At 63.3% G+C, this 19,275-nt stretch carries 18 protein-coding genes; 8 read left to right on the top strand and 10 right to left on the bottom strand.

Going from position 1 to position 19,275, the window contains the following annotated elements:
- The first annotated feature begins 30 nt into the window (after positions 1-30).
- The 4 genes from LGH74_RS22720 (at position 31) to LGH74_RS22705 (ending at position 4,066) form a co-directional block, all read left to right on the top strand.
- Entirely contained in the window at positions 31-741 is a 711-nt protein-coding gene (locus LGH74_RS22720) for a M48 family metallopeptidase (protein WP_226180097.1), read from the top strand.
- 72 nt (positions 742-813) lie between these two features.
- Positions 814-2,247: a 3' terminal RNA ribose 2'-O-methyltransferase Hen1 gene (locus LGH74_RS22715; protein ID WP_226180095.1), complete on the top strand. Its 1,434-nt coding sequence runs from the start codon at positions 814-816 to the stop codon at positions 2,245-2,247.
- Between the two features lie 324 nt (positions 2,248-2,571).
- Positions 2,572-3,066 (top strand): YciE/YciF ferroxidase family protein, encoded by a 495-nt coding sequence (locus tag LGH74_RS22710; protein WP_226180093.1) that lies wholly within the window; start codon positions 2,572-2,574, stop codon positions 3,064-3,066.
- Between the two features lie 106 nt (positions 3,067-3,172).
- Positions 3,173-4,066 (top strand): RES domain-containing protein, encoded by an 894-nt coding sequence (locus LGH74_RS22705; protein ID WP_226180091.1) that lies wholly within the window; start codon positions 3,173-3,175, stop codon positions 4,064-4,066.
- A gap of 66 nt (positions 4,067-4,132) precedes the next feature.
- On the opposite strand, the gene LGH74_RS22700 is transcribed toward LGH74_RS22705, so the two are convergent.
- The gene (locus LGH74_RS22700; protein WP_226180090.1) at positions 4,133-4,390 is read right to left on the bottom strand and encodes a hypothetical protein; all 258 of its coding nucleotides are present in this window, start codon (positions 4,388-4,390) and stop codon (positions 4,133-4,135) included.
- 87 nt (positions 4,391-4,477) lie between these two features.
- The gene (locus LGH74_RS22695; protein ID WP_226180088.1) at positions 4,478-4,852 is read right to left on the bottom strand and encodes a DoxX family protein; all 375 of its coding nucleotides are present in this window, start codon (positions 4,850-4,852) and stop codon (positions 4,478-4,480) included.
- A gap of 159 nt (positions 4,853-5,011) precedes the next feature.
- Here LGH74_RS22695 and LGH74_RS22690 point away from each other — a divergent pair, with 159 nt between their 5' ends.
- From LGH74_RS22690 to LGH74_RS22680, 3 genes are all read left to right on the top strand, one after another.
- The gene (locus tag LGH74_RS22690) at positions 5,012-5,428 is read left to right on the top strand and encodes a winged helix-turn-helix transcriptional regulator (protein ID WP_226180086.1); all 417 of its coding nucleotides are present in this window, start codon (positions 5,012-5,014) and stop codon (positions 5,426-5,428) included.
- A 206-nt stretch (positions 5,429-5,634) separates the two neighbouring features.
- Positions 5,635-7,599, top strand: a complete 1,965-nt coding sequence (locus tag LGH74_RS22685) for an OmpA family protein (RefSeq protein ID WP_226180084.1) — start codon at positions 5,635-5,637, stop codon at positions 7,597-7,599.
- A 115-nt stretch (positions 7,600-7,714) separates the two neighbouring features.
- The gene (locus LGH74_RS22680; protein ID WP_226180082.1) at positions 7,715-8,197 is read left to right on the top strand and encodes a DUF5991 domain-containing protein; all 483 of its coding nucleotides are present in this window, start codon (positions 7,715-7,717) and stop codon (positions 8,195-8,197) included.
- 4 nt (positions 8,198-8,201) lie between these two features.
- Here LGH74_RS22680 and LGH74_RS22675 read toward each other — a convergent pair whose 3' ends face one another.
- Positions 8,202-8,753, bottom strand: a complete 552-nt coding sequence (locus tag LGH74_RS22675) for a hypothetical protein (RefSeq protein WP_226180080.1) — start codon at positions 8,751-8,753, stop codon at positions 8,202-8,204.
- Positions 8,754-8,811: 58 nt separating this feature from the next.
- A complete protein-coding gene (locus tag LGH74_RS22670; RefSeq protein WP_226180078.1) occupies positions 8,812-9,225 on the bottom strand; it encodes a hypothetical protein in 414 nt (137 codons plus the stop codon).
- Between the two features lie 28 nt (positions 9,226-9,253).
- Between LGH74_RS22670 and LGH74_RS22665 the strand changes: the two genes are divergently transcribed.
- Entirely contained in the window at positions 9,254-11,899 is a 2,646-nt protein-coding gene (locus LGH74_RS22665) for a polynucleotide kinase-phosphatase (protein WP_226180076.1), read from the top strand.
- Positions 11,900-11,982: 83 nt separating this feature from the next.
- Here the strand turns inward: LGH74_RS22665 and LGH74_RS22660 are convergent, their stop codons facing one another.
- The 6 genes from LGH74_RS22660 to LGH74_RS22635 all read right to left on the bottom strand — a co-directional run bounded on the left by LGH74_RS22660 (position 11,983) and on the right by LGH74_RS22635 (position 19,234).
- Positions 11,983-12,357 (bottom strand): hypothetical protein, encoded by a 375-nt coding sequence (locus LGH74_RS22660; RefSeq protein ID WP_226180074.1) that lies wholly within the window; start codon positions 12,355-12,357, stop codon positions 11,983-11,985.
- Positions 12,358-12,742: 385 nt separating this feature from the next.
- Positions 12,743-14,203 carry an MBL fold metallo-hydrolase gene (locus tag LGH74_RS22655; RefSeq protein WP_226180072.1) on the bottom strand — a complete coding sequence of 487 codons (1,461 nt, stop codon included), beginning with the start codon at positions 14,201-14,203 and terminating at the stop codon, positions 12,743-12,745.
- Positions 14,204-14,415: 212 nt separating this feature from the next.
- On the bottom strand, positions 14,416-15,522 hold the full coding sequence (locus LGH74_RS22650) for a pectate lyase family protein (RefSeq protein WP_226180070.1): 1,107 nt from the start codon (positions 15,520-15,522) through the stop codon (positions 14,416-14,418).
- Between the two features lie 388 nt (positions 15,523-15,910).
- The gene (locus LGH74_RS22645; RefSeq protein WP_226180068.1) at positions 15,911-16,468 is read right to left on the bottom strand and encodes a DUF4274 domain-containing protein; all 558 of its coding nucleotides are present in this window, start codon (positions 16,466-16,468) and stop codon (positions 15,911-15,913) included.
- A gap of 80 nt (positions 16,469-16,548) precedes the next feature.
- Positions 16,549-18,288, bottom strand: coding sequence for a M28 family metallopeptidase (locus LGH74_RS22640; protein ID WP_226180066.1), 1,740 nt, complete (start codon positions 18,286-18,288; stop codon positions 16,549-16,551).
- 100 nt (positions 18,289-18,388) lie between these two features.
- The gene (locus LGH74_RS22635; protein ID WP_226180064.1) at positions 18,389-19,234 is read right to left on the bottom strand and encodes a metallophosphoesterase; all 846 of its coding nucleotides are present in this window, start codon (positions 19,232-19,234) and stop codon (positions 18,389-18,391) included.
- Positions 19,235-19,275 lie beyond the last annotated feature (41 nt).

The raw sequence follows: 19,275 nt of genomic DNA, 5'->3' as shown, positions 1-19,275 counted from the left end.
GTCCAAATTTTTCGTCCGCGCTTCTTTCTAATGCCCCATCTGCTTATCGACGACCTGCACATCGAGGTGGTCCGCAAGAATATCCGCAGCCTGCGCCTGACCGTGTACGCCCCCGACGGGCGCATCCGGGTGGCGGCCCCGCTGCGCACCCCCGATGCCACCATTCACGAGTTCATCAGCCTGCGCCAAGCCTGGATTCGCAAGCACCAGGCCCAATTTGCAGCCCGGCCGGCGGCGGCAGTATTAACCTACGAGGCCGGTGAAACCCACTTTTACCAGGGCCGGCCCTACCAGCTGCGCATCCATTCGGCAGCCGGTCCGGCCCGGGTGGAGCTGCAGGCCAAAGAAGGTTTTCTGGATTTGCACCTGCCGGCAAATAATACGGCGGAGCAGCGCGAAAAGGCACTGAGCAATTGGTACCGGGCCCGCCTGCGCGAGCAGCTGCCGGCCCTGGCGGCCCGCTGGGAGCCGGTGGTGGGCGCGCGGGCCGAGGCCTGGGCCATCAAGCAGATGCGCACCCGCTGGGGCACCTGCAACATCCGCGCCCGGCGCATCTGGCTGAATCTGGAGCTCATCCGCCAGCCCCCGCACTGCCTCGACTACGTGGTGGTGCACGAGCTGGTGCACCTGCACGAGCGGCTGCACAATGCCCGCTTCTGGGCCCTGATGGATGAGTTTATGCCCGATTGGCGCGCCGCCAAGCAGGCCCTGCGCTCGGTGCACCTGAAGCCCTGCGGGTAAGCGGCCCCGGCAAGTCCCGCTTTTCCTGAATACCTTACCCCGCCGCTACCCGCTATTCTACCCCTTCGTCCGATGCTGCTCACCATTACTACCACCCACCAGCCCGCCACCGACCTGGGCTACCTGCTGCACAAGAACCCGGCGCGGCTGCAGTCCATCGACGTGGCCTACGGGCAGGCGCATATCTTTTATCCCGAAGCCACGCCCGAGCGCTGCACCGCCGCCCTGCTGCTCGATATTGACCCCATTGCGCTGGTGCGCAACCACCGGGGGCCGGCCGGGGAAGGCTTTGCCCTGGAGCAATACGTGAACGACCGGCCCTACGCGGCGTCCTCGTTTATGAGCACAGCCCTGTCGAAAGCCTTCAATACGGCCTTGAACGGCACCTGCAAGGACCGCCCCGAGCTGCCCGAAATGCTGCTGCCCCTCGAAGCTACCGTAGCCGTGGTGCCGGCCGCCAGCGCCGAGCAGCTGCGCCGCCTGTTTGGGCCCCTGGGCTACGAAATTGAAACCGAAGTCCACCCGCTCGACCCCACCGTGCCAGCTTGGGGCGAGAGCCGCTACTTTACTCTGCGCCTGCGCCACGCCGCGCTGCGCCTCCAGGATCTGCTCTCCCACCTCTACGTGCTCATTCCGGTGCTCGACAACGACAAGCACTACTGGGTAAACGAGGCCGAGGCCGACAAGCTGCTCCACCGGGGCGCGGCCTGGCTGCCCCAGCACCCCGACCGGGAGTTCATCACCCGCCGCTACCTGCGCAACCTGGCCGAGTTTGTAAACCCGACCCTGGAACGCCTGCTCGACGGCGACGTGGTAGCCCCGGAGGCCGAAGAAAACCTCACGGAGCTGCTGCCCGGCCCGGCTGCGACAGCAGCGGAGCCGGAGACTCCGGCCACGGCAGCCCAAAGCTTGCACGACCTGCGCCTCGACCGGGTGGCCGAGGAAATCCGCCGGACCGGGGCCAAGCGCGTGCTGGACCTGGGCTGCGGTGAGGGCAAGCTGCTGCGCCGCCTGCTTAAGTTTCCGCAGGTGGAGCATATTCTGGGCCTCGACGTCTCGATTCGGGAGCTGCAGCGGGCCCAGCAGCGGCTGCACGTGGCCGAGATGCCACCGCGGCAGCGCGAGCGGCTCACCCTCACCCAGGGCTCGGTGCTCTACCACGACCCGCGCCTGGCGGGCTACGACGCGGCGGCCGTGGTCGAAGTCATCGAGCACCTCGACGAAAGCCGCCTGGCCAGCTTCGAGCAGGTCGTCTTTGCCCGGGCCCGCCCCGGCGCGGTGGTCGTCACGACGCCCAACGCCGACTACAACCAGCGCTACGAAGCTTTGGCAGCCGGCCAGTTTCGCCACACCGACCACCGCTTCGAGTGGACGCAGGCGCAGTTTGCAGCCTGGGCCGCGGGCGTGGCCGAGCGCCACGGCTACCAGGTGCGGGTAGAGCCGCTGGGCCCGGAAGTAGCCGGCTTCGGGGCCCCCTCGCAGCTGGCCGTGTTTGAAACCCGGTAGGATTAACCCTACTAGCCGCCCTGAACCCGACCCGCCGGCGGGCGAAGCGTGTTCGGAACCGGCCGGTGGAAAACCCTGATTTCAGTCCGGATAACTGCGTAATTACGACGTCCGTATTTGCTGCAATCAGGCCATTTAGACCAACCAGCCAATTATTTAATTTACTGAAATTCAATTATTTATTATTTTAATTTCGCATCGACCCGTTTCCTGTTCAGCGAGGTCGGGCCCGCTACCCCGGCGGCTTTTCGAGCGTATGCAGTGCTGGCCGCGCAGCCCGTTGGCTTGGCCGGTTTCTGTCTATCCACTCAATTCCCCTTCGCTATGTTCGACAAAATGGAAACCCTCGATGATCTGTTTGAAATGCAGCTCAAAGACCTCTACAGTGCCGAAAATCAGTTGATAAAGGCGCTGCCGATGATGGCCGAAAAAGCCAAGGACGGCCGGCTGCGCGCCGGCTTCACCAAGCACCTGCACGAAACCGAAGCGCAGCTGAAGCGGCTGGAGAAGATCGGGCAGGCCCTGGACCTCGACCTCGACGGCCACACCTGCAAGGCCATGGCCGGCCTGATTGCCGAAGGCCAGGAAACAATGTCGGAGCGGGCTACCGACGAGGTGATGGATGCCGCACTCATTGCCGCCGCCCAGCGCATCGAGCACTACGAAATTTCGGGCTACGGCACGGCCGCGCACTATGCCGAGCGGTTGGGCAACAGCCAGGCCGCCGAGCTGCTCCGCCAGACGCTGGAAGAAGAGCAGCTGACCGATACCAAGCTCAACGAGCTGGCCAAAAATTACATCAACCAGAAAGCCGAGTAGCTCTTCCCCGCTCAGCTAACCACCTCAAAAATGCCCGCTCCCAGCGGGCATTTTCCGTAAAAATAAGGCCTCTGCGCCTCGACACAGGACTTTTGCCTTGCTTCCAATGAAAGTTTGTGCTTCTGATTTATCCTCTGCCGCTACGCTGGTAAAGCGCCGGCTGGCTTCTTTGCAGCACCTGGATTTGCGGCAGCACTCCATCGAAGACCTGACCGAACGGGTACGGGAGCTGCTGGAGGGCCAGCCACTGCGCTGCCTGGAGTTTGCGCCCGGCTTGCTGCTCTACCGGGGCCTGCCCAGCGAGAAGCTGCCCGAGCGAGTAGCCGACGTATCATATCCGCCGGCCGAGCGGGTGCGCTACGACCAGCGGGCCAACCGCGCCGGCGTGCCCATGTTTTACTGCAGCGCTACCTGGCACCCGCCCTTTTTCGAGGCCCGGGTGCAGCCCGGCGACCAAATCGTAATTAGCCGCTGGCGTACCTGCCGGCCGCTGCGCATCCTCAGCTTTGGCTACGCCGATACCTGTCCCGACGACCCGCACACCAACCGCGACCAGGCCCTGCGCCGGGCCCTGGGGCAGTTGCCGGTCCCCGCCTGCCACATTGCCGCCTTCCTGACCCGGGCCTTTACCCGCACCGTAACCGACGACAACCAGCACCACTACCGCCTCTCCATTGCCATTGCTGAAGCCTGCCAGCTGGGCCACGCCTTCGACGGGCTGCTCTACCCCTCAGCGGCCATGGCCTCGCCGGCCCACAACCTGGCCCTGCACCCCCGCTGCCTCGACACCGGCAAGCTGGCACTGGATTATGTGGAGCACCTGCGCGTGAACCGCGTAACGCCCGATACGGATACGCTGGACGTGCATTCACTCGATATTGCCCGCGGCGCGGATGCCGACGGACGCCTGCGCTGGCTGGGCCAGCCCGGCAACTGGGTGCTGCGGGAAAGCAGCACGGCCAGCGACTGTCGCCTGCAGGGCGGCCAGTGGCAGTGCTGAGCCTGCACTGACTGCTATGGGAGAAGGGTGTGGCCGACGTAGCCGCCAAGCAACTGCCCCGCCCGGTCAGCGCGTAATTTTACCGCGCAGGTCCCAGTGGCTCGACTTTACCTCCAGGCTGCCCGGCTGCCGCTTAATGGTGCGGGTGTACCGCTCGCCGGCAATGAGGCCATCGGGCCGGCGCTTGCCGAAAAACAACGTCACCGGTTCGCCGTGCTCATTGGTCACGAAGGTGATGTCATAGCCCTTGAACACGTCGTCGATGCTGGTTTTGGGCTCGAAGGTTTTGCTCAGCTTCTTGTCTAGCTCGGGATGCAGCGGCATGGCACGCAGGAAATGGGTACCGTGTTTCTACGATAATTTCCGGCGGTGGATGCGGCCGAGCGGCCATCCGTGGTGCGCGCGCAGCCTTCAGACTACGCCAGGGGTTGCCACGGGCAGAAATGCCGACCGGTCGCGCACAAAGGCGGCAATCCAGACCAGGGTCAGAATCATAGCCGCGGCGGCGGGGCTGTGGCCGTGGGAAATATCGGTGGCAATGGCCCCGGCAAAGTAGCTGGTGAGCAGCAGCAAGCCCAGCTTCATGGTTTTGGGATAGACAAACAGGGCCGTAAACAGCAGCTCCATTAAACCCAGGCCAACGCGGTAGTCGGCCACCCCCATAGTGGTAAGCGCCGCCCGGATTTCGGCCCCGTCCATGAGCTTCATGATGCCGCTGGCCGTAATCATCAGGGCGGGCACGGCCGTTACGAGGCCGGTAAAGAGGATTTTCTTGTCGAGAGCCATAATCGAAAGTGCGTAAGCTGGCAGAATATCTAGCCGGCCGTCGGTGGCCGGTTGGTGCTGGCAAATATGCCGGCTTTGTGGTTTACTTTGGATAGTGGTTTACCCAAGGATACCGGTATGCCCCAGGGTACCGACCTGATTTCTAACGACCTTTGTATCATGCAACTTCCTGCCAAGCCGCCCACGCACACTGAATGTAATTCCGCCATGCGCTCCGTGCGCGACGCCCTCGATTTGCTCGGCGGCAAGTGGAAACTGCCCATCATCGTGGGCCTCACCAGCGGCCCCAGGCGCTTCAAGCAGCTGCAGCGCGAGGTGGCGGGCATCACGGCCAAAATGCTCAGCAAGGAGCTCAAAGAACTGGAAATGAACGGCCTGCTCACCCGCCAGGTGCAGGCCGACGCCGCCCCCGTGGCCGTCACCTACACCCTGGCTTCCTACGGCGACTCGCTGTTTCCCGTCATTGAGGCCCTGCGCGACTGGGGCCAGCAGCACCGCACCCGCATCATGCACCCCGGAGCAGCCGCTGCGGCACCGGAAACAGCAGAAGCACCACAGCTGGCTGTGGTGGCATAGCAGCCCGTTGGCACTAGTCAGCAGCCTTTTCCGGCCCGGGTCAGGCCGGCGGGCTGGGGCTGAGCCGCAGCATCCCGCGGGTCGCGGTAACCAACCGGGTATTGCAACGATTTGGGTCAAATGTGGCGGCCCGGCCCCGGCATGACAGTGCATAGTCGTACTTTTTGTACTTTTGGGGTATTAACCGCTGCTCCCATTCCAGGCTTATGAAGTTTTTGCTGACGCTGGTACTGACCGTAGGCTGGCTGCGGCTGGCGGCGCAGGAAGCTTCGCCCCTGGATGTGTACGCCGACAGCAAAGCCCACATTCGGCTCAGTTACCCCGAAACCTGGGTGCGGCACCGCAACGACGACCGCACGGAAGTAACCTTTCTGGCCGGCTCCCGGCGGCCCGCTGCGGCCACGGTTTCGCTGCGCATTATTCCCCTGCCCGATGGCCGCAAGGACCTGCCCAACCTACTCAGCGCCGGCCAGGCCGACTCGGTGGCGCGCGACATCCGGCAGCTGCCCCAGGCCCACGTGCTGCGCCTCGACCAGCACGACGCGGGCAGCTACCAGCAGGTGCGCTACGAGTATACCTACGCCGCCCCCAACGGCCAGCGCACCCGCGTGGCGGGCCGCCGGGTATGGCGCGGCGGCTACGAGTACCGCCTCGAATACCGGGCCGCCACCGCCCAGGATGGCCGCTACCTGGCCGCCGGGCTGCGCGTCGTCGACTCATTCAGCTTCACCGGCACGCCCCCCAGCCGCCGCTACGCCGAGCAGCTCTGCGACGACAAGATGTACGGTATTGCGGCCCTGCGCCTGCGCGACGAGCGGTGGGAAGACGACTGCCGCACGATTCACGAGTTCAACGCCGATGACCCCACCGAGCCGCCCCGCATTCACCGCCAGGTGCTGCCGTTTCAGTCCTACGCCCTGGCCAAGGGCTTCGACAACTGTCTGTACTCGGTAACCAAAGCCCCCACCGACGCGCCCGAGTACGTGTACCGCTACAACCCGACCACCCGCCAAGGCAGCTATACCACTTGGCAGCTCCCGGCCCAGGGCCCCGAAAACGTCTGGATTTCGGCCGCCACCGATGACCACGGCGACCTGTTCTTCAGCACTTCCGACGCTGGTTTGCTGGTGAAAGTCAGCCCCTACGATGGGACCGTGACGGTAGTGTGGAGTGCCGACCCGGTGCGGCAGGCGCCCTATTATCCGGCCATTGGGCTGGCCGGGGCGGGCTCCCACGGCAACTTCTGCCTCGACGACGCCCACACGCTCTACCAGGTGTATAGCACCGACGGCTCCATTCTGAGCGTAAACCTGAACACGCGCCAGCCCGGCCCCGAGCTGACGCGCCTGGCGGGCCTGCCCAAGCGCGGCGGCTACAGCGACCTGCTGTTTCAGAACGATGCCTCGGGCCGGCGGCGGCTATATCTGGCGGGGCCCAAGTCGCTGTATGAGGTGGATATGGCCCGCCGCCAGGCGCATTACGTGCGCAAAGGCGTGTATACCGACCTGGCCGGCTGCAACCTGTTTCGGGTGCCGCCCCAGCCCGCCAAAGTACCGCCCGCGCCTGCTACCGCCACCTGGCAGGGTCGCATACTCGATGCCGCTACCTTTCAGCCCCTGCCCCAGGCCCAGCTACGGCTCACGCTGGCCGGGGCCGAAACCACGGTGCCGCTCACGGCCGAAGGGGCTTTTTCCTTTGCTACGGCGCCGGGCCGCTCCTACGCGGCCCACGTGCAGCTGGCCGGCTACCTCTCCGCCGACAGCACCTTCACCACCCGGCCCGGTCCTTACGTGCAGGATATTCTGCTCTACCCGCTGGCCGTGGGCACCACCCTGCCGCTCGACAACGTGCAGTTCACCCAAGGCAAAGCCGATCTGCTGCCCTCGTCCTTTCCGGCCCTCGACCAGCTGGTGGCCCTGCTGAGCAAGAACCCGACGATGACCATTGAGCTCCGGGGCCACACCGACAACCAAGGCGACCCGCAGAAAAACGTAGTGCTGAGCCAGGAACGGGTGGCTGCCGTGAAGCAGTACCTGGTGGAGCACGGCGTGGGCGCCCCGCGCATTACCGGCATCGGGCTGGGTGCGGCCGAGCCTCGGGCCAGCAACGCCCGCGAAACAACGCGCCGGCTCAACCGCCGGGTGGAGTTTCGGGTAACGAGCGTGCACTGATTTTGCCCAGAGCAGCTTTTGGGCGTAGCTGAGCAGCGGGCCGGTTCGGGCCCGCAACAACCCGAAAACTGGCCGCTGTTGCCGGCCGCAGCGCCGCCTGAGGCAGCCTAAACTTATGTTTTACCGTTTCAGGGTGTATTCCACCATTTCGCCCCTCGCTATGCTCTTTCTGTCGTTGCGCCTGGTTGCCTGGTCTTCTCTGCTGTTTGCCGCCCCCGCCGCTGCCCCGCTGCCCGGCTGGATCGGCACCTACACCTACTCCGAAACACCCGTCAAAGCCCTGGCTGGCTACAGCATGGCAATGGAATGGCAGCTGGCACTCCTGCCCCAGGCTGGGGCCACGGGCGGCGAGCTGGCCGTGGAAGGCCAGCAGACATTTATGAAGCTCAAAGTGCGGGCCACCGGCACGGCCCGGGAGGCCCAGGTGATTTTCGTGCAGGGCCTCGACGGCACTGGCTACCAGCAGCTCAAGCCCGGCGACGTGCTGTTTCGGCTTCGAAAAGACCCCAAAGGCAAGGTGCTGACGTACTGGGGCAAGCTCCAACCGCGCCTGAGCGAAAAGTACCAGGACGGGCAGGTCTGCTTCGTGAAGAAGTAAGGGGCTATTCGGCTTCGGCGCGGGCCGCAACTAGCTTTTTCATCGACTTACGCTCCTGCCACCGCTTGTCGGCTTTGCTCTGCTGCCCGCCCCAACGGCCTTTATCCGCGCAGAATCTCATTTCGCTGCCGTCGGCCAGTATTGAGCCCTGCCGAATCATCAGACCCTGTAGATGGCAGTTTTCGTAGCCGCACAGGTGCTTTGAATACGTACCGAAATTGCGGTGCCGCAATCTTTTATCGGCCAGAATACGCTGCTGATTCGTGCGGATGTTCTGCCAGGCCTGTTTCTCATCGGCCACTGTCAGCTCCTCGCCCAGCGTACTTAAGGCTAAATAGGTAACGGGGTCCTTGAGCTGCAGAAAATTATACGGCTTGCTGAAAGCGGCAATGACCTGAGTCCGGAGCAAGCGTTTTTCGTAGAGGGTTAACTTCGCACTTTCCACAATACCCCGGAAAAGCCCGAGCGTATTGAAATCCGTGTATTTCCTGTGGTGCTCCAGTAAGTACTGGAACTCGCCTAGGCTAAGCGTATTAAACTGTTGATTAATTTTCATGGCGTTGGAACAAGCTCTATCTGAATATACCAGAAGTTCCTTTTGGCAGCAGGCTGAACTATCGAAGCAACTGCTGTAGAACATCCTGCACCCGCCATAATTCAGCGGGGCGGTTAAGATCCACGACCAATAGCCGTTCTGCCCGTTTCCAGCGCTGCAACTGGGCTATTTCGGCCTGGAAAGGCTGATCTTCCAGCCAATAAAAATCGGCGGCGGCATCTATAGCTTCGGTTTTTAAAGCATCCCAATTCGTAGGCCGCACACTTTCGCTAAGTTTGTCGATGGTGGCTGGCTCTAAAAACCGGGAAATGTACTGCAGAGCCGACGCGCTGTTGCCTTTGCAATGAGTCGTGAGCCAGTAGCAGGCAAAATTCGCCGTTACGAAATCCACAAATTCGTCGACTCCCGGAGCAGCGCATGTATGCTTAGCCGTTAGCAAAACCCCGTCGATATCCAGATACAGCTTTATCATTTGGCGAAATTACCTTTTCTCGCTTCCCATGCCCCACATTACCCTCAAGCTTCCCGAACTCTCCCTGGTGCTGCTCATCGGCACTTCCGGGGCGGGCAAAAGCACCTTTGCGCGCCGTCTGTTCAACTCCACCGAAATCGTGTCGTCAGATCAGTGCCGGGCGTTGGTGGCCGATGATGAAAACGACCAGTCGGCCACGCCCGACGCCTTTGCCCTGCTGCATTACCTGGTGGGCGTGCGGCTCAAGCGGGGTTTGCTCACCGTAATTGATGCCACCAACGTGCAGCCCGAGGCCCGCAAGACCCTCGTGCAGCTGGCCCGCGACTACCACGCGCTGCCCGCCGCCATCATCCTCGACGTGCCCGACCGCCTGGCCGAGGACCGCAACCGCAACCGGGCTGAGCGGCAGCACATGGGCCGCCACGTGGTGCCCCAGCAGCGCCAGCAGCTGCGCCGCAGCCTCAAAACGCTCAAGGCCGAAGGTTTCCGCCACATCTACCACCTGCACGGCCCCGAGGAAATCGAGGCGGTGCAGGCCATCGTGCGCGACCCGCTCCACAACAACCGCAAAGCCGAAACCGGCCCCTTCGACATCATCGGCGACGTACACGGCTGCTACCACGAGCTGCTGCAGCTGCTCGCTACGCTGGGCTACACCGTCGCAACGGAACCCGCGCAGGATGCCCGCGACCTGGGCGTGCGGGTAACGGCCCCGGCCGGCCGCCGCGCCCTGTTTCTGGGCGACCTGGTCGACCGGGGCCCGGCCTCGCCCCAGGTGCTGCGCCTGGTGATGAGCATGGTGCAGAACGGGCAGGCGTTGTGCGTGCCCGGCAACCACGACATCAAGCTGCTGCGCTACCTGGGCGGCAAGCAGGTAAACGAGCAGCACGGCTTTGCCGCCACCGTGGCTCAGCTCGCCCTGGAGTCGGACACGTTTAAGAATCAGGTGCGGCAGTTTCTCGACTCGCTCATCAGCCACTACGTGCTCGACGGAGGCAAGCTGGTGGTGGCCCACGCGGGGCTGCGCGAAGATATGCAGGGCCGGGGCTCGGGCGCGGTGCGGGCTTTTGCCTTGTTTGGTGAAACGACCGGTGAAATCGACGAGTTTGGCCTGCCGGTGCGCTACAACTGGGCCCTGGAGTACCGGGGCCGGGCCATGGTAGTGTACGGCCACACGCCCGTGCCCCACGCCGAGTGGCTCAACAACACTATCGACATCGACACGGGCTGCGTATTTGGGGGCCAGCTCACAGCCCTGCGCTACCCCGAGCGGGAACTGGTGAGCGTGCCCGCCGCCGAGGTGTACTGCGAGCCGGTGCGCCCATTAGTTGTTAGTTCTCAGTTGTCCGTTGTTAGTGACAAGAACGACCTAACAACCAACAACGAGCAACTAACAACGAACGGCCTCACCGCCCAGCAGCAGCACGACGAGCTGCTCGATATCCGGGACGTGATGGGCAAGCAGATCATCAAAACGCGCCTGCTGCCCTCGGTTACCATTCGGGAGGAAAACGCCACGGCGGCCCTGGAGGTTATGTCGCGCTTTGCCCTGAACCCGAAGTGGCTGCTGTACTTGCCGCCCACCATGAGCCCGTCGGAAACCTCGGCCCTGCCCGACCTGCTGGAGCATCCGGCCGAGGCTTTCGACTACTTCCGCCGCCAGGGCCTGGAGCGGGTGGTGTGCGAGGAAAAGCACATGGGCAGCCGCGTGGTAGTGGTGCTGGCCCAGAATGAGGATGCCGCCCGCCGCCGCTTTGGCGTGGTGGGCGAAGGCCCGGGCAAGGTGTACACCCGCACCGGCCGCAACTTCTTCAACGACCCACAGCTGGAAACAGCCTTCCTCGCCCGGCTGCAGCAGGCCCTGACCACCGCCGGCTTCTGGGACCAGCACCACACCGACTGGCTCTGCCTCGACGCCGAGCTGCTGCCGTGGTCGGCCAAGGCCCAGGAGCTGATCAAGAACCAGTATGCCGCCGTGGCGGCTGCGGCTACCGCCGCGCTGCCCGAAGCGGCGGCCGTGCTGAGCCAGGCCGCGGGCCGGGGCCTCGATGGCGTGGAGGCGCTGCTGGCCCGCACCACGGCCCGGCAGAGTGCCGCGGCGCACTATGCCGAAGCCTACCGCCGCTACTGCTGGCCGGTGGAAAGTATCGACGACCTGCGGCTGGCGCCGTTTCACCTGCTGGCCACCGAGGGCCGTACCTACTTCGACAAAGACCACGCCTGGCACATGGAAACCCTGCGCGCCCTGAGCCGGGCCGATGAAGGCCTGCTGCGGGCCACGCCCTACCGCGTAGTGCACCTGCAGGATATTGCCGACGTGGAAGCGGCCACCCAGTGGTGGCTTGATTTGACGGCGGCCGGCGGGGAAGGCATGGTGGTGAAGCCCTACGACTTCATTCCCGGGGGCCGGCAGAACCTGGTACAGCCCGCCCTCAAGTGCCGGGGCCGCGAGTACCTGCGCATCATCTACGGGCCCGACTACCTGCTGCCCGGCAACCTGGAGCGGCTGCGCGAGCGGAACGTAAAGAGCAAGCGCAACTTAGCTCTGCGCGAATTCGCCCTCGGGGTGGAAGGTCTGGAACGCTTCGTGGCCGGGGCCCCGCTGCGCGAGGTGCATCAGTGCGTGTTCGGGGTGCTGGCCCTGGAAAGTGAAGCCGTCGACCCGCGCCTGTAGACAGTACCTGAGCGCCCTACCAACGCAAACAGCCGCGCCCTTCCCCGTGAAGAGCGCGGCTGTTGCCGTATAAGGCGACTGGGTTACGCCTTGGGCTTGGGCGTGGCACGGCCCTTGGCGGTGCGCTTAGCCCGCTCACTTTCGCGCACGCCCCCGGCCTGCTCATACTCGGTGCTGTTCTTGGTAAACTTCAGCCCCACGGCCGTCAGCATGCCGGAGGAGAACTTGTCGAGCTTTCTTTCGGCCGTGTCCACGGCGATTTTCAGACCGCCTACCGCCTTCAGGGCATCATTGTAGGCTTTCAGGTGAGCTTCCGCGGCCGCAACTTCGGCCTTGTAGGTTTCGATGCCGAAGCCATTGCCCAGATCCAGCTTGCCGGAGGGGTCAATAGCGTTCAGGCCGTTGAGGCGCTGTTGGGCCTTGGTAATGGATTCAGATTCGCGCAGTTTGTACGCCATTATAAAAGAAGATAAAAAGTGGATAAGAATACTATTCGCCGTCGGGGTCGAACAGCGCAATAAGATGTAGAATATCAACTGCGTAAGCACTATATAGAGGCATAAATATTATTGCTGCCAGCCCCCGCCAATGGCGCCCACCTTCCCGGCGAGGGTTGCCATCTTCTTTCCCCGGGTTCCGACCTTCTTCACCTAAGTTCTGACCTTCTTCGTAAACCTTCCAACCTTCCTGGCGAGGGTTAGCGAAGAAGGTGACAGGGTTGACGAAGAAGGTCGGAACCCTACTACCTTCTTCACCAGGGTTCGGCAAGAAGGTGGTAGGGTTTGGCAAGAAGGTTCGGGGGTTCGGGCAGAAGTAACGCTATGCCCCGGCGAATACGGCCGGCTACTTTACCTGCATAGTCTGCTCGATGTCGGCGAAGGGAATGATGGTTTTGACGCCGTAGTCGGCCACGGGCCACGACTGCACTACGGTTTGCACGTCCAGCTGGCGGGCTTTTACGGCCTGATAGAGGCCCGCTTGCCGGGCGCTGGGCTTCTTGGCTGGGCCTTCCCGCTTGATCCACACCAAATCATCCTCGAAGAGCAGCTTTTCCGTGGGGAAGTAGTACACCAGGTAGTCGTTGGTGTGGGCCGACTGCGGGCCGATGCAGTGAATCTGCATGCTGAACTGCCCGTCGGTGATGGTCTTGCTGGTCGCTACCTCCTCTACCTGCAGGGCCCGGGGTTGCTGGTGCAGGCTGTCGGGCTGCAGGGTGCGCGGGGCCGTGGCCAGGTAGCGCACATAGTCGGCTGTGCCGGGGCCGCAGAGAATGGTGGCGCCCTGCCGCACGAAGGCCCGCACCCCGCCCAGGTAGTGCGGGTGGTAGTGGCCGGCCACGAAGTATTTGATGGGCTTGGCCGGGGCAATGCGGCGGGCTTCCCGGATGATGAGTTCCCCGTTCTCACTAGTCAGCGGTGCTTCGGCTACTACCAGAAAATCCCGAAACTCCACGATAAGCACCCGGTCGTCGGTGTGCGGCAGGTTGAGCAGGTGCAGGTTGGGCCGGAAATGCTCCACGCTGCTTACCGGCACCACCGGCGGCACGGCGGCCACCCGGTACCCTACCGGCTTAGTCAGCAGCGCCGGGGCATCGGGCACCAGGCGCACCGCCCGCACCTGTACCGTGTCGCGCACCTTGCCGTTGATTCTGGCTACGGCCACCGTGCCGGCGTAGTGCAATGCGCCCTGGCGGGTGTAATTCTGGTAGGCAAAGGTGGTTTGCACGTCGCCAAACAGCTCATCGTGGCTTAGCACCGTGATGCGCTCCACCAGCTTATCGGTCTTGCGGATGAAGACCGTAACCTGGGCATTGGGCAGTTGGGCGCGGTAGGCCGCCAGGCCCGCGGGAGCCGGAGCGGCGGCCGGGGCCGGGTGCTCGCGCAGGTAGCCTAGTAGCAGCACCGGCGAGTAGCGGGCCGAATTCACGAGCTGAGCGGCCAGCTGCTCGGGCGTAGCCGGGGCCAGGGTTTTCTCCCCGTAATCCACGAACAGCACCTCCTCCGCCCCGACCTGCGTTTGGGAATAGTAGGTTTTGGCACCTTGGGTGAGCGTATCCTGACGCAGAAAGCGTTGACCGCTCAGCCAGGCTGTGCCCTTCTTACTGTAGGGCGTAGCTTGCCACGGATACTGGCTGTGCTCCAGCTCCTGGGTTTGTTCTTGGTAGGAAAAGGCGGCGTAGCGGCCCTGCAGCGGCTGGCCCTGCTGCTGCCAGCACTTTTCCAGGTAGTCGACGGGCTTGGCTGCCAGCGCGGGCAGCGGCAAAAGCAGCAGCAGGCTTACGCGTAGTTCTACTGATAATCTCATTACACAAAGGTATCGGTGACTATATAAGCGGCTGGCACGGCCCTCGCGCCGCAAGGTGCAGAAAAGCGCCCAACAGCCAAGTCGGCCAAGATGGTTACCACCAACCCACTACAACGACTCGGGCCGCCCGCGAAGATCTTCGCAGACGGCCCGAGCTTTTGCAACGGCAGCCACCAGGCGGCGGCCGAAGCGGTGGGAGGTTATGCCAACGGCTAGATGTTGCTGTTGACGCAGGTGTTGCCGCCCACGGTAGCGCCGGCACCATTCGAAGCCGTTACGGCGGCCTTTACGCTCGAAGCGGCCAGCGTCGAGAGCGTGTAGGGCGGCGTGAAGGCGGTTTTGCCGTTGCCGGCGGTGTTACCGGTCGTGTTGGTGAAGATGTTGCCGGTGGCCTGCACCGCCGTCGAGTTGTTAGCCATCAGGTCGATGGGCCGGTTCATGTTCTCAAACACGTTGTTCTGAATGAGCAGGTTGGCCTCGAAGCCGGCCATTACCCCCGAGGTGCTCACCGAGCTGCCAAATAGGTTGTTGACGACGTGGACCTTGCCAAAGCGCACCCGCGGCATGCGGGCCACGCAGCCCTGGGCCCACCAGCAGCGGGCAAAGGTGATGCTGAGCTTGCCCCGGTCGCCGGTAGAGGTGTCGGACGAGCCAATCAGGTTGGAGAAGCGGTGGTCATCGGAGCCACCGGGGCCGTCGGGCCGGGGCGACTTGAGGTAGGCAAACTTGGTCCAGGACACGGTGATGAAGTCGGCCGTATTCTTGAAGTCGAGGTTGCCATCCACCCCGTCGCGGAACTCGCAGTGGTCAATCCAGACGCGGGTACAGGCATCCACAGTGGCATTGTCCCAGCCGTCGACGTCGTACGCGCCCGGCCCTTCAAACACCAGGTTGCGAATCACGATGTTGGTGCAGCGCTTCACGTAGATGATGCCCGAGCCAGCCTGGGTCTGGTCGGCCGACACAAGCTTGGCCCCGGCCGAGCCGAAGATGGTTTTGCCGGTCTGGTCCTGGAAGGAAATCCGGCCGCCGGAGGGAATAGTAATCGTGCCGTTGACCTGCACCACCTTCACCGTGGCGTTGGTAATGGCGGCCTTGAGTTGGTCGTAGGTAGTAACGATGGTGGGCGTGGCGGTGCCGCCGCCGTTGGTGCCACCGTTCTGGGCGGCCCAGCCTTTGGCTGTGCAGGTGGCTTCCACGTCGGCGGAGGAAGCAGTAGCGGCGGGCGTGGCCGGGGCTACGGGGTTGTTGGTTTCGCAGCCGGCCAGCAGGCCAGCAAACGACAATAGCGCGGACGCCAGGAAAGAGTTGGTTTTCATGGGGAATTTTGGTGGATGGTAGAAAGCCCGCCACAGCCGCGACGGGTACTCAGAGCGGCGCAATAGGTATTTCCCAAGAGTTGGCAGCAAGGGCAGCTACCACGAGGCCGTCCGGCCGGACATGCAGCACCGTAGTATCCACCTTACATCCAACTACATGTGAAATATGCCATCAACGTACGCCATTACCGCCACACCAAATCCTTGAATCCCTATATAAATCACTGCAAACGTTGCCGGGAACGTTGCCAAGGCTAAGTCGCAGATAGTGTAGGAAGTAGCTGCTCCTGAAAAACAGTCCAACGATACCGGACTGCTCCGTAAGCACACCGCGCCCTTTACCAGAAAGAGCGCGGCGGTGCGGGCCGGAACGATGCAGGCGCCAGAGCTAGAAGTACTTCTCCAGCTGCTCCCAAATGTGCTCGGGAATGCCTTCGATGTACACCACGTCGCTCTGGGGCTGAATGCCCGGCACGGCCTGCTCCATCTCGGCCGGCAGCGGCGACTTCGGCGGATACTCCCGGTAATCCTGGGTCCAGTCGTAGCCGTTGGGGCCGGAGAAACCGTCGTGCCGGGGGTCGAAGCCGACGGTACCGGCCGTGTAGAAGCCGGCCAGGTACCGGGCTTCTAGTTCGTGGATAAACTCCCACTTGCCGCCCAGGTAGCTGGCCACGGCGCGGGCCTCTTCAGCCGAGCCGTACTGCTTATGAAAGCGGGCCCCGGACATCCAGTAGATCATCAGGGCGGTGGCTTTTTCGGTGCGCGGGTTGTCCACGAGCCAGTGCAGCACGTCTTTGGAATTGTCGTAATTCCACTCGTGGGCCAGCACGTGCCATTCGGAGGTGGGCACAGTTTGCAGCCACTCCAGCACCAGCTTGAGCTCCAGCGCGTCCAGCTCTTCTTCGTCGAGGCAATCTTCCTCGGGCTCTTCGTTCTCGGTTGCCATGTGTGATTAGGATTGCTTGGTTAATACCCTATTCGCTTGTCTGAGGCCTGTTTCAACTCGCGAAACCTGCTGCTAGCCCATTACTTCCCGCCCATACTCTTGTCCCGCGCGCCCTTGAACTCCGAGCCTTCGCGCCACTTCGGGAACGTGGTTTCGCCGGCCAGCTGCTGGCCCACGCGGAAGTAGAGCTGGGCGTCCTGGGCAATGCCCGACAGGTCCCAGCTGGGGTCGAGCTGGTCGGCGGGCTTGTGGTACATGTTGGTGGTGTAGTTCTGGCGCTGCCGGGCAATAGCCTCCTTACCGCCAGTGCGGCTTTCGAAGCCGCCGCTGGCGTAGAGCGAGGGCACACCCACGTGGGCGAAGTTGAAGTGGTCGGAGCGGTAGAACATGCCGGTTTCGGGCGTCTGGTCGGGCAGCAGGTAGCGGTCCTGCTCCTTGGCCGCGGCCTGGGCGTAGTCCTCCAGCTCCGACTGCCCGTAGCCGATAACGGTCAGGTCCTTCATCGGGCCGTAGGGCCAGAGCATGTCCATGTTCAGGTCGGCCACGGTTTTGTTCAGCGGATACGGCGGGTGCTGGGCGTAGTAGGCCGAGCCCAGCAACCCCTGCTCCTCCCCGGTTACGGCCAGAAACACGATGCTGCGCGCCGGCTTCTGGGGGCTTTGCTGGAAGGCTTCGGCAATGCTGAGCAGCGCGGCCAGGCCCGTGCCGTCGTCCACGGCCCCGTTGTAGATGGAGTCGCCGGCAATGGCCTTGCCCACCCCGAAATGGTCCCAGTGGGCCGAGTAGATGATATATTCGTCGGGGCGGGTAGTGCCGGGCAGTACGGCCAGCACGTTTTTGCTGGTCTGGCGGCGCAGCTTGTTCTGAATGCTAGTTGTGAGGGTGAGGCCACCGAGCTGCCGGGGCTTGAAGCCCTTTTTGTTGGCCGCGGCGTAGAGTTGGTCGTAGTTCTGGCCGGCGGCGGTGAAGAGCTTTTTGGCCGCGTCCATGGTCAGCCAGCCTTCCAGGGCGCACTTGTCGGCTCCTTTGTTGGCGGTCTGGGCGCGCAGCTTGGGGCTGATGGCCCCGCTCAGGACCACGCTCCAGGGGTAAGCGGCGGGTTTGGTATCGTGCACGATGAGCAGGCCGGTGGCGCCGTGGCGGGCGGCTTCCTCGTATTTGTAGGTCCAGCGGCCGTAGTAGGTCATGGCCTTGCCCTTAAAGAAAGTCGTGTCGTTGCCCGCGTTGCCGGGGTCATTCACTAGCACTACCACGGTTTTGCCCTTCACGTCGAGGCCCGCGTAGTCGTCCCAGCCGTACTCGGGAGCCACCACGCCGTAGCCGGCAAACACCAGCGGGGAATTGGTTACGGCCACTTTCTCCTGCTCGCGCTGGGTGAAGGCCACGAAGTCGGTTTTGTAGTCGAAGCTCAGATTCTGGCTTTTGCCCCTGATTTGCATGGTAGCCGAGGGCGTGCCGGTTATTTCCACCAGCGGCACGGCCTGGAAGTAGCTGCCGTCGGGGCCGGGCTTCAGGCCGATGTGGCGGAACTGGTCGGCCAGGTAGTTGGTGATGCGCTCCTCCCCGACCGTAAACGGCTTGCGGCCCAGCATGTAGTCGGCGGAAACGGCCTCGAGGTAGCGCCCCAGGCCGGAAGCCGTGATGCCCTCATGCTTTTCGGCCGTAGCGGCCACCGGCGCGGCTTCGGTGGTGGGTGCGGCCACTGTGGCGGCCGGAGCGGTAGTGGCGGGGCGCGTCTGGCAGCCGGTCAGCACCGTGCCCAGCACACAGAGCGGCGCTACACAGCGGCCGGCGAGAGAAAGTCGGGTTGGGAAAGGCATAGGTTGAGTGAGGTTAGAAGGAAAGGCCACTGGCTACGAAGACAGAAGTCAGGCCGCCGTTGTTTACGCCCCAATAGTAGCGCCTAGTCGGCCGTAGTTGCTAGCCCGCGGCCAGCTCAAAGATTGTTATTTCCGGCCGCACGTTAAACCGCACCTGCCACAGATGGCCCAGGGCCCGGTTGATGTAGAGCGTCCGGTTGTCGGCCAACTCAATCTGCCCGGCCGAGTACCGGCGGTTTTTCACTGGCAGCAGCGGGGGCGGCAGAAAGGGCGGCTTGCACTGCCCACCGTGGGTGTGCCCGGCCAGAATCCAGCCCTGGTAGCCGTTCCAGACGTCCAGGTCACACACGTCCGGGTTATGACAAAGCACAATTGCCGGCTTAGTGGCGTCGTACTCACTCATCACCCGGCCGGGGGCGAAGTTGAGGCCCCAGTAGTCGTCGAAGCCGATAAAGCGCAGGCCGTGCAGCTCCACCTGCTCATTGCGCAGCATGGTTACGCCCTGGGCCGCCAGCATGGCCGCCACGGTGTTGGCCACCTCGGGCCGGGCCCAGTTGCGGCCGTAGTCGTGGTTGCCCAGAATCCCGACCGTACCCAGTTTACCCCTCACGCAGCTACCGAGCACCTCCTGCAGGAACCCGTACTGCACCTCGTCCTTGTCGGTGCTGACGTAGTCGCCGGTGTAGACCACGAAGTCGGGGTTGAATTCCTGGGCTTTCTGAAATGAGTCGATGATGAAACGATGGTCGAACCGCGTGCCAATGTGAATGTCGCTGATCTGCAGCAGGGTTTTGCCCACCAGCGCCGGCGGCAGGTTCCGGATGGGCATTTTCACTTTCACAAACTCCAGCCAGAACGGCTCCAGCTGCCAGGCATACAGCCCGCCGAGCAGGCCCGCTCCGGCCAGTCCGGCCACGCTTTTTCGGATAAAGGCCCGTCTTTTCATATTGCTGGCGCTATGCGGAACAAGGTAGAGAGGATAAAGCG

Origin of the sequence: Hymenobacter lucidus, from assembly GCF_020447265.1 — a bacterium.
GTDB lineage: Bacteria > Bacteroidota > Bacteroidia > Cytophagales > Hymenobacteraceae > Hymenobacter > Hymenobacter lucidus.
Note: the sequence above shows the minus strand (reverse complement) of the source record. Positions and strands in the feature narration are given on the sequence as shown.

Excerpts from the sequence above, each read along its gene's own strand:
- LGH74_RS22650 (WP_226180070.1), bottom strand. The coding sequence starts at position 15,522 with ATGAAAACCAACTCTTTCCTGGCGTCCGCGCTATTGTCGTTTGCTGGC.
- LGH74_RS22710 (WP_226180093.1), top strand. The coding sequence starts at position 2,572 with ATGTTCGACAAAATGGAAACCCTCGATGATCTGTTTGAAATGCAGCTC.
- LGH74_RS22700 (WP_226180090.1), bottom strand. The coding sequence starts at position 4,390 with ATGCCGCTGCATCCCGAGCTAGACAAGAAGCTGAGCAAAACCTTCGAG.
- LGH74_RS22695 (WP_226180088.1), bottom strand. The coding sequence starts at position 4,852 with ATGGCTCTCGACAAGAAAATCCTCTTTACCGGCCTCGTAACGGCCGTG.
- LGH74_RS22680 (WP_226180082.1), top strand. The coding sequence starts at position 7,715 with ATGTTTTACCGTTTCAGGGTGTATTCCACCATTTCGCCCCTCGCTATG.
- LGH74_RS22655 (WP_226180072.1), bottom strand. The coding sequence starts at position 14,203 with ATGAGATTATCAGTAGAACTACGCGTAAGCCTGCTGCTGCTTTTGCCG.
- LGH74_RS22665 (WP_226180076.1), top strand. The coding sequence starts at position 9,254 with ATGCCCCACATTACCCTCAAGCTTCCCGAACTCTCCCTGGTGCTGCTC.
- LGH74_RS22660 (WP_226180074.1), bottom strand. The coding sequence starts at position 12,357 with ATGGCGTACAAACTGCGCGAATCTGAATCCATTACCAAGGCCCAACAG.
- LGH74_RS22685 (WP_226180084.1), top strand. The coding sequence starts at position 5,635 with ATGAAGTTTTTGCTGACGCTGGTACTGACCGTAGGCTGGCTGCGGCTG.
- LGH74_RS22675 (WP_226180080.1), bottom strand. The coding sequence starts at position 8,753 with ATGAAAATTAATCAACAGTTTAATACGCTTAGCCTAGGCGAGTTCCAG.
- LGH74_RS22720 (WP_226180097.1), top strand. The coding sequence starts at position 31 with ATGCCCCATCTGCTTATCGACGACCTGCACATCGAGGTGGTCCGCAAG.
- LGH74_RS22715 (WP_226180095.1), top strand. The coding sequence starts at position 814 with ATGCTGCTCACCATTACTACCACCCACCAGCCCGCCACCGACCTGGGC.
- LGH74_RS22640 (WP_226180066.1), bottom strand. The coding sequence starts at position 18,288 with ATGCCTTTCCCAACCCGACTTTCTCTCGCCGGCCGCTGTGTAGCGCCG.
- LGH74_RS22645 (WP_226180068.1), bottom strand. The coding sequence starts at position 16,468 with ATGGCAACCGAGAACGAAGAGCCCGAGGAAGATTGCCTCGACGAAGAA.
- LGH74_RS22705 (WP_226180091.1), top strand. The coding sequence starts at position 3,173 with ATGAAAGTTTGTGCTTCTGATTTATCCTCTGCCGCTACGCTGGTAAAG.
- LGH74_RS22670 (WP_226180078.1), bottom strand. The coding sequence starts at position 9,225 with ATGATAAAGCTGTATCTGGATATCGACGGGGTTTTGCTAACGGCTAAG.
- LGH74_RS22690 (WP_226180086.1), top strand. The coding sequence starts at position 5,012 with ATGCAACTTCCTGCCAAGCCGCCCACGCACACTGAATGTAATTCCGCC.
- LGH74_RS22635 (WP_226180064.1), bottom strand. The coding sequence starts at position 19,234 with ATGAAAAGACGGGCCTTTATCCGAAAAAGCGTGGCCGGACTGGCCGGA.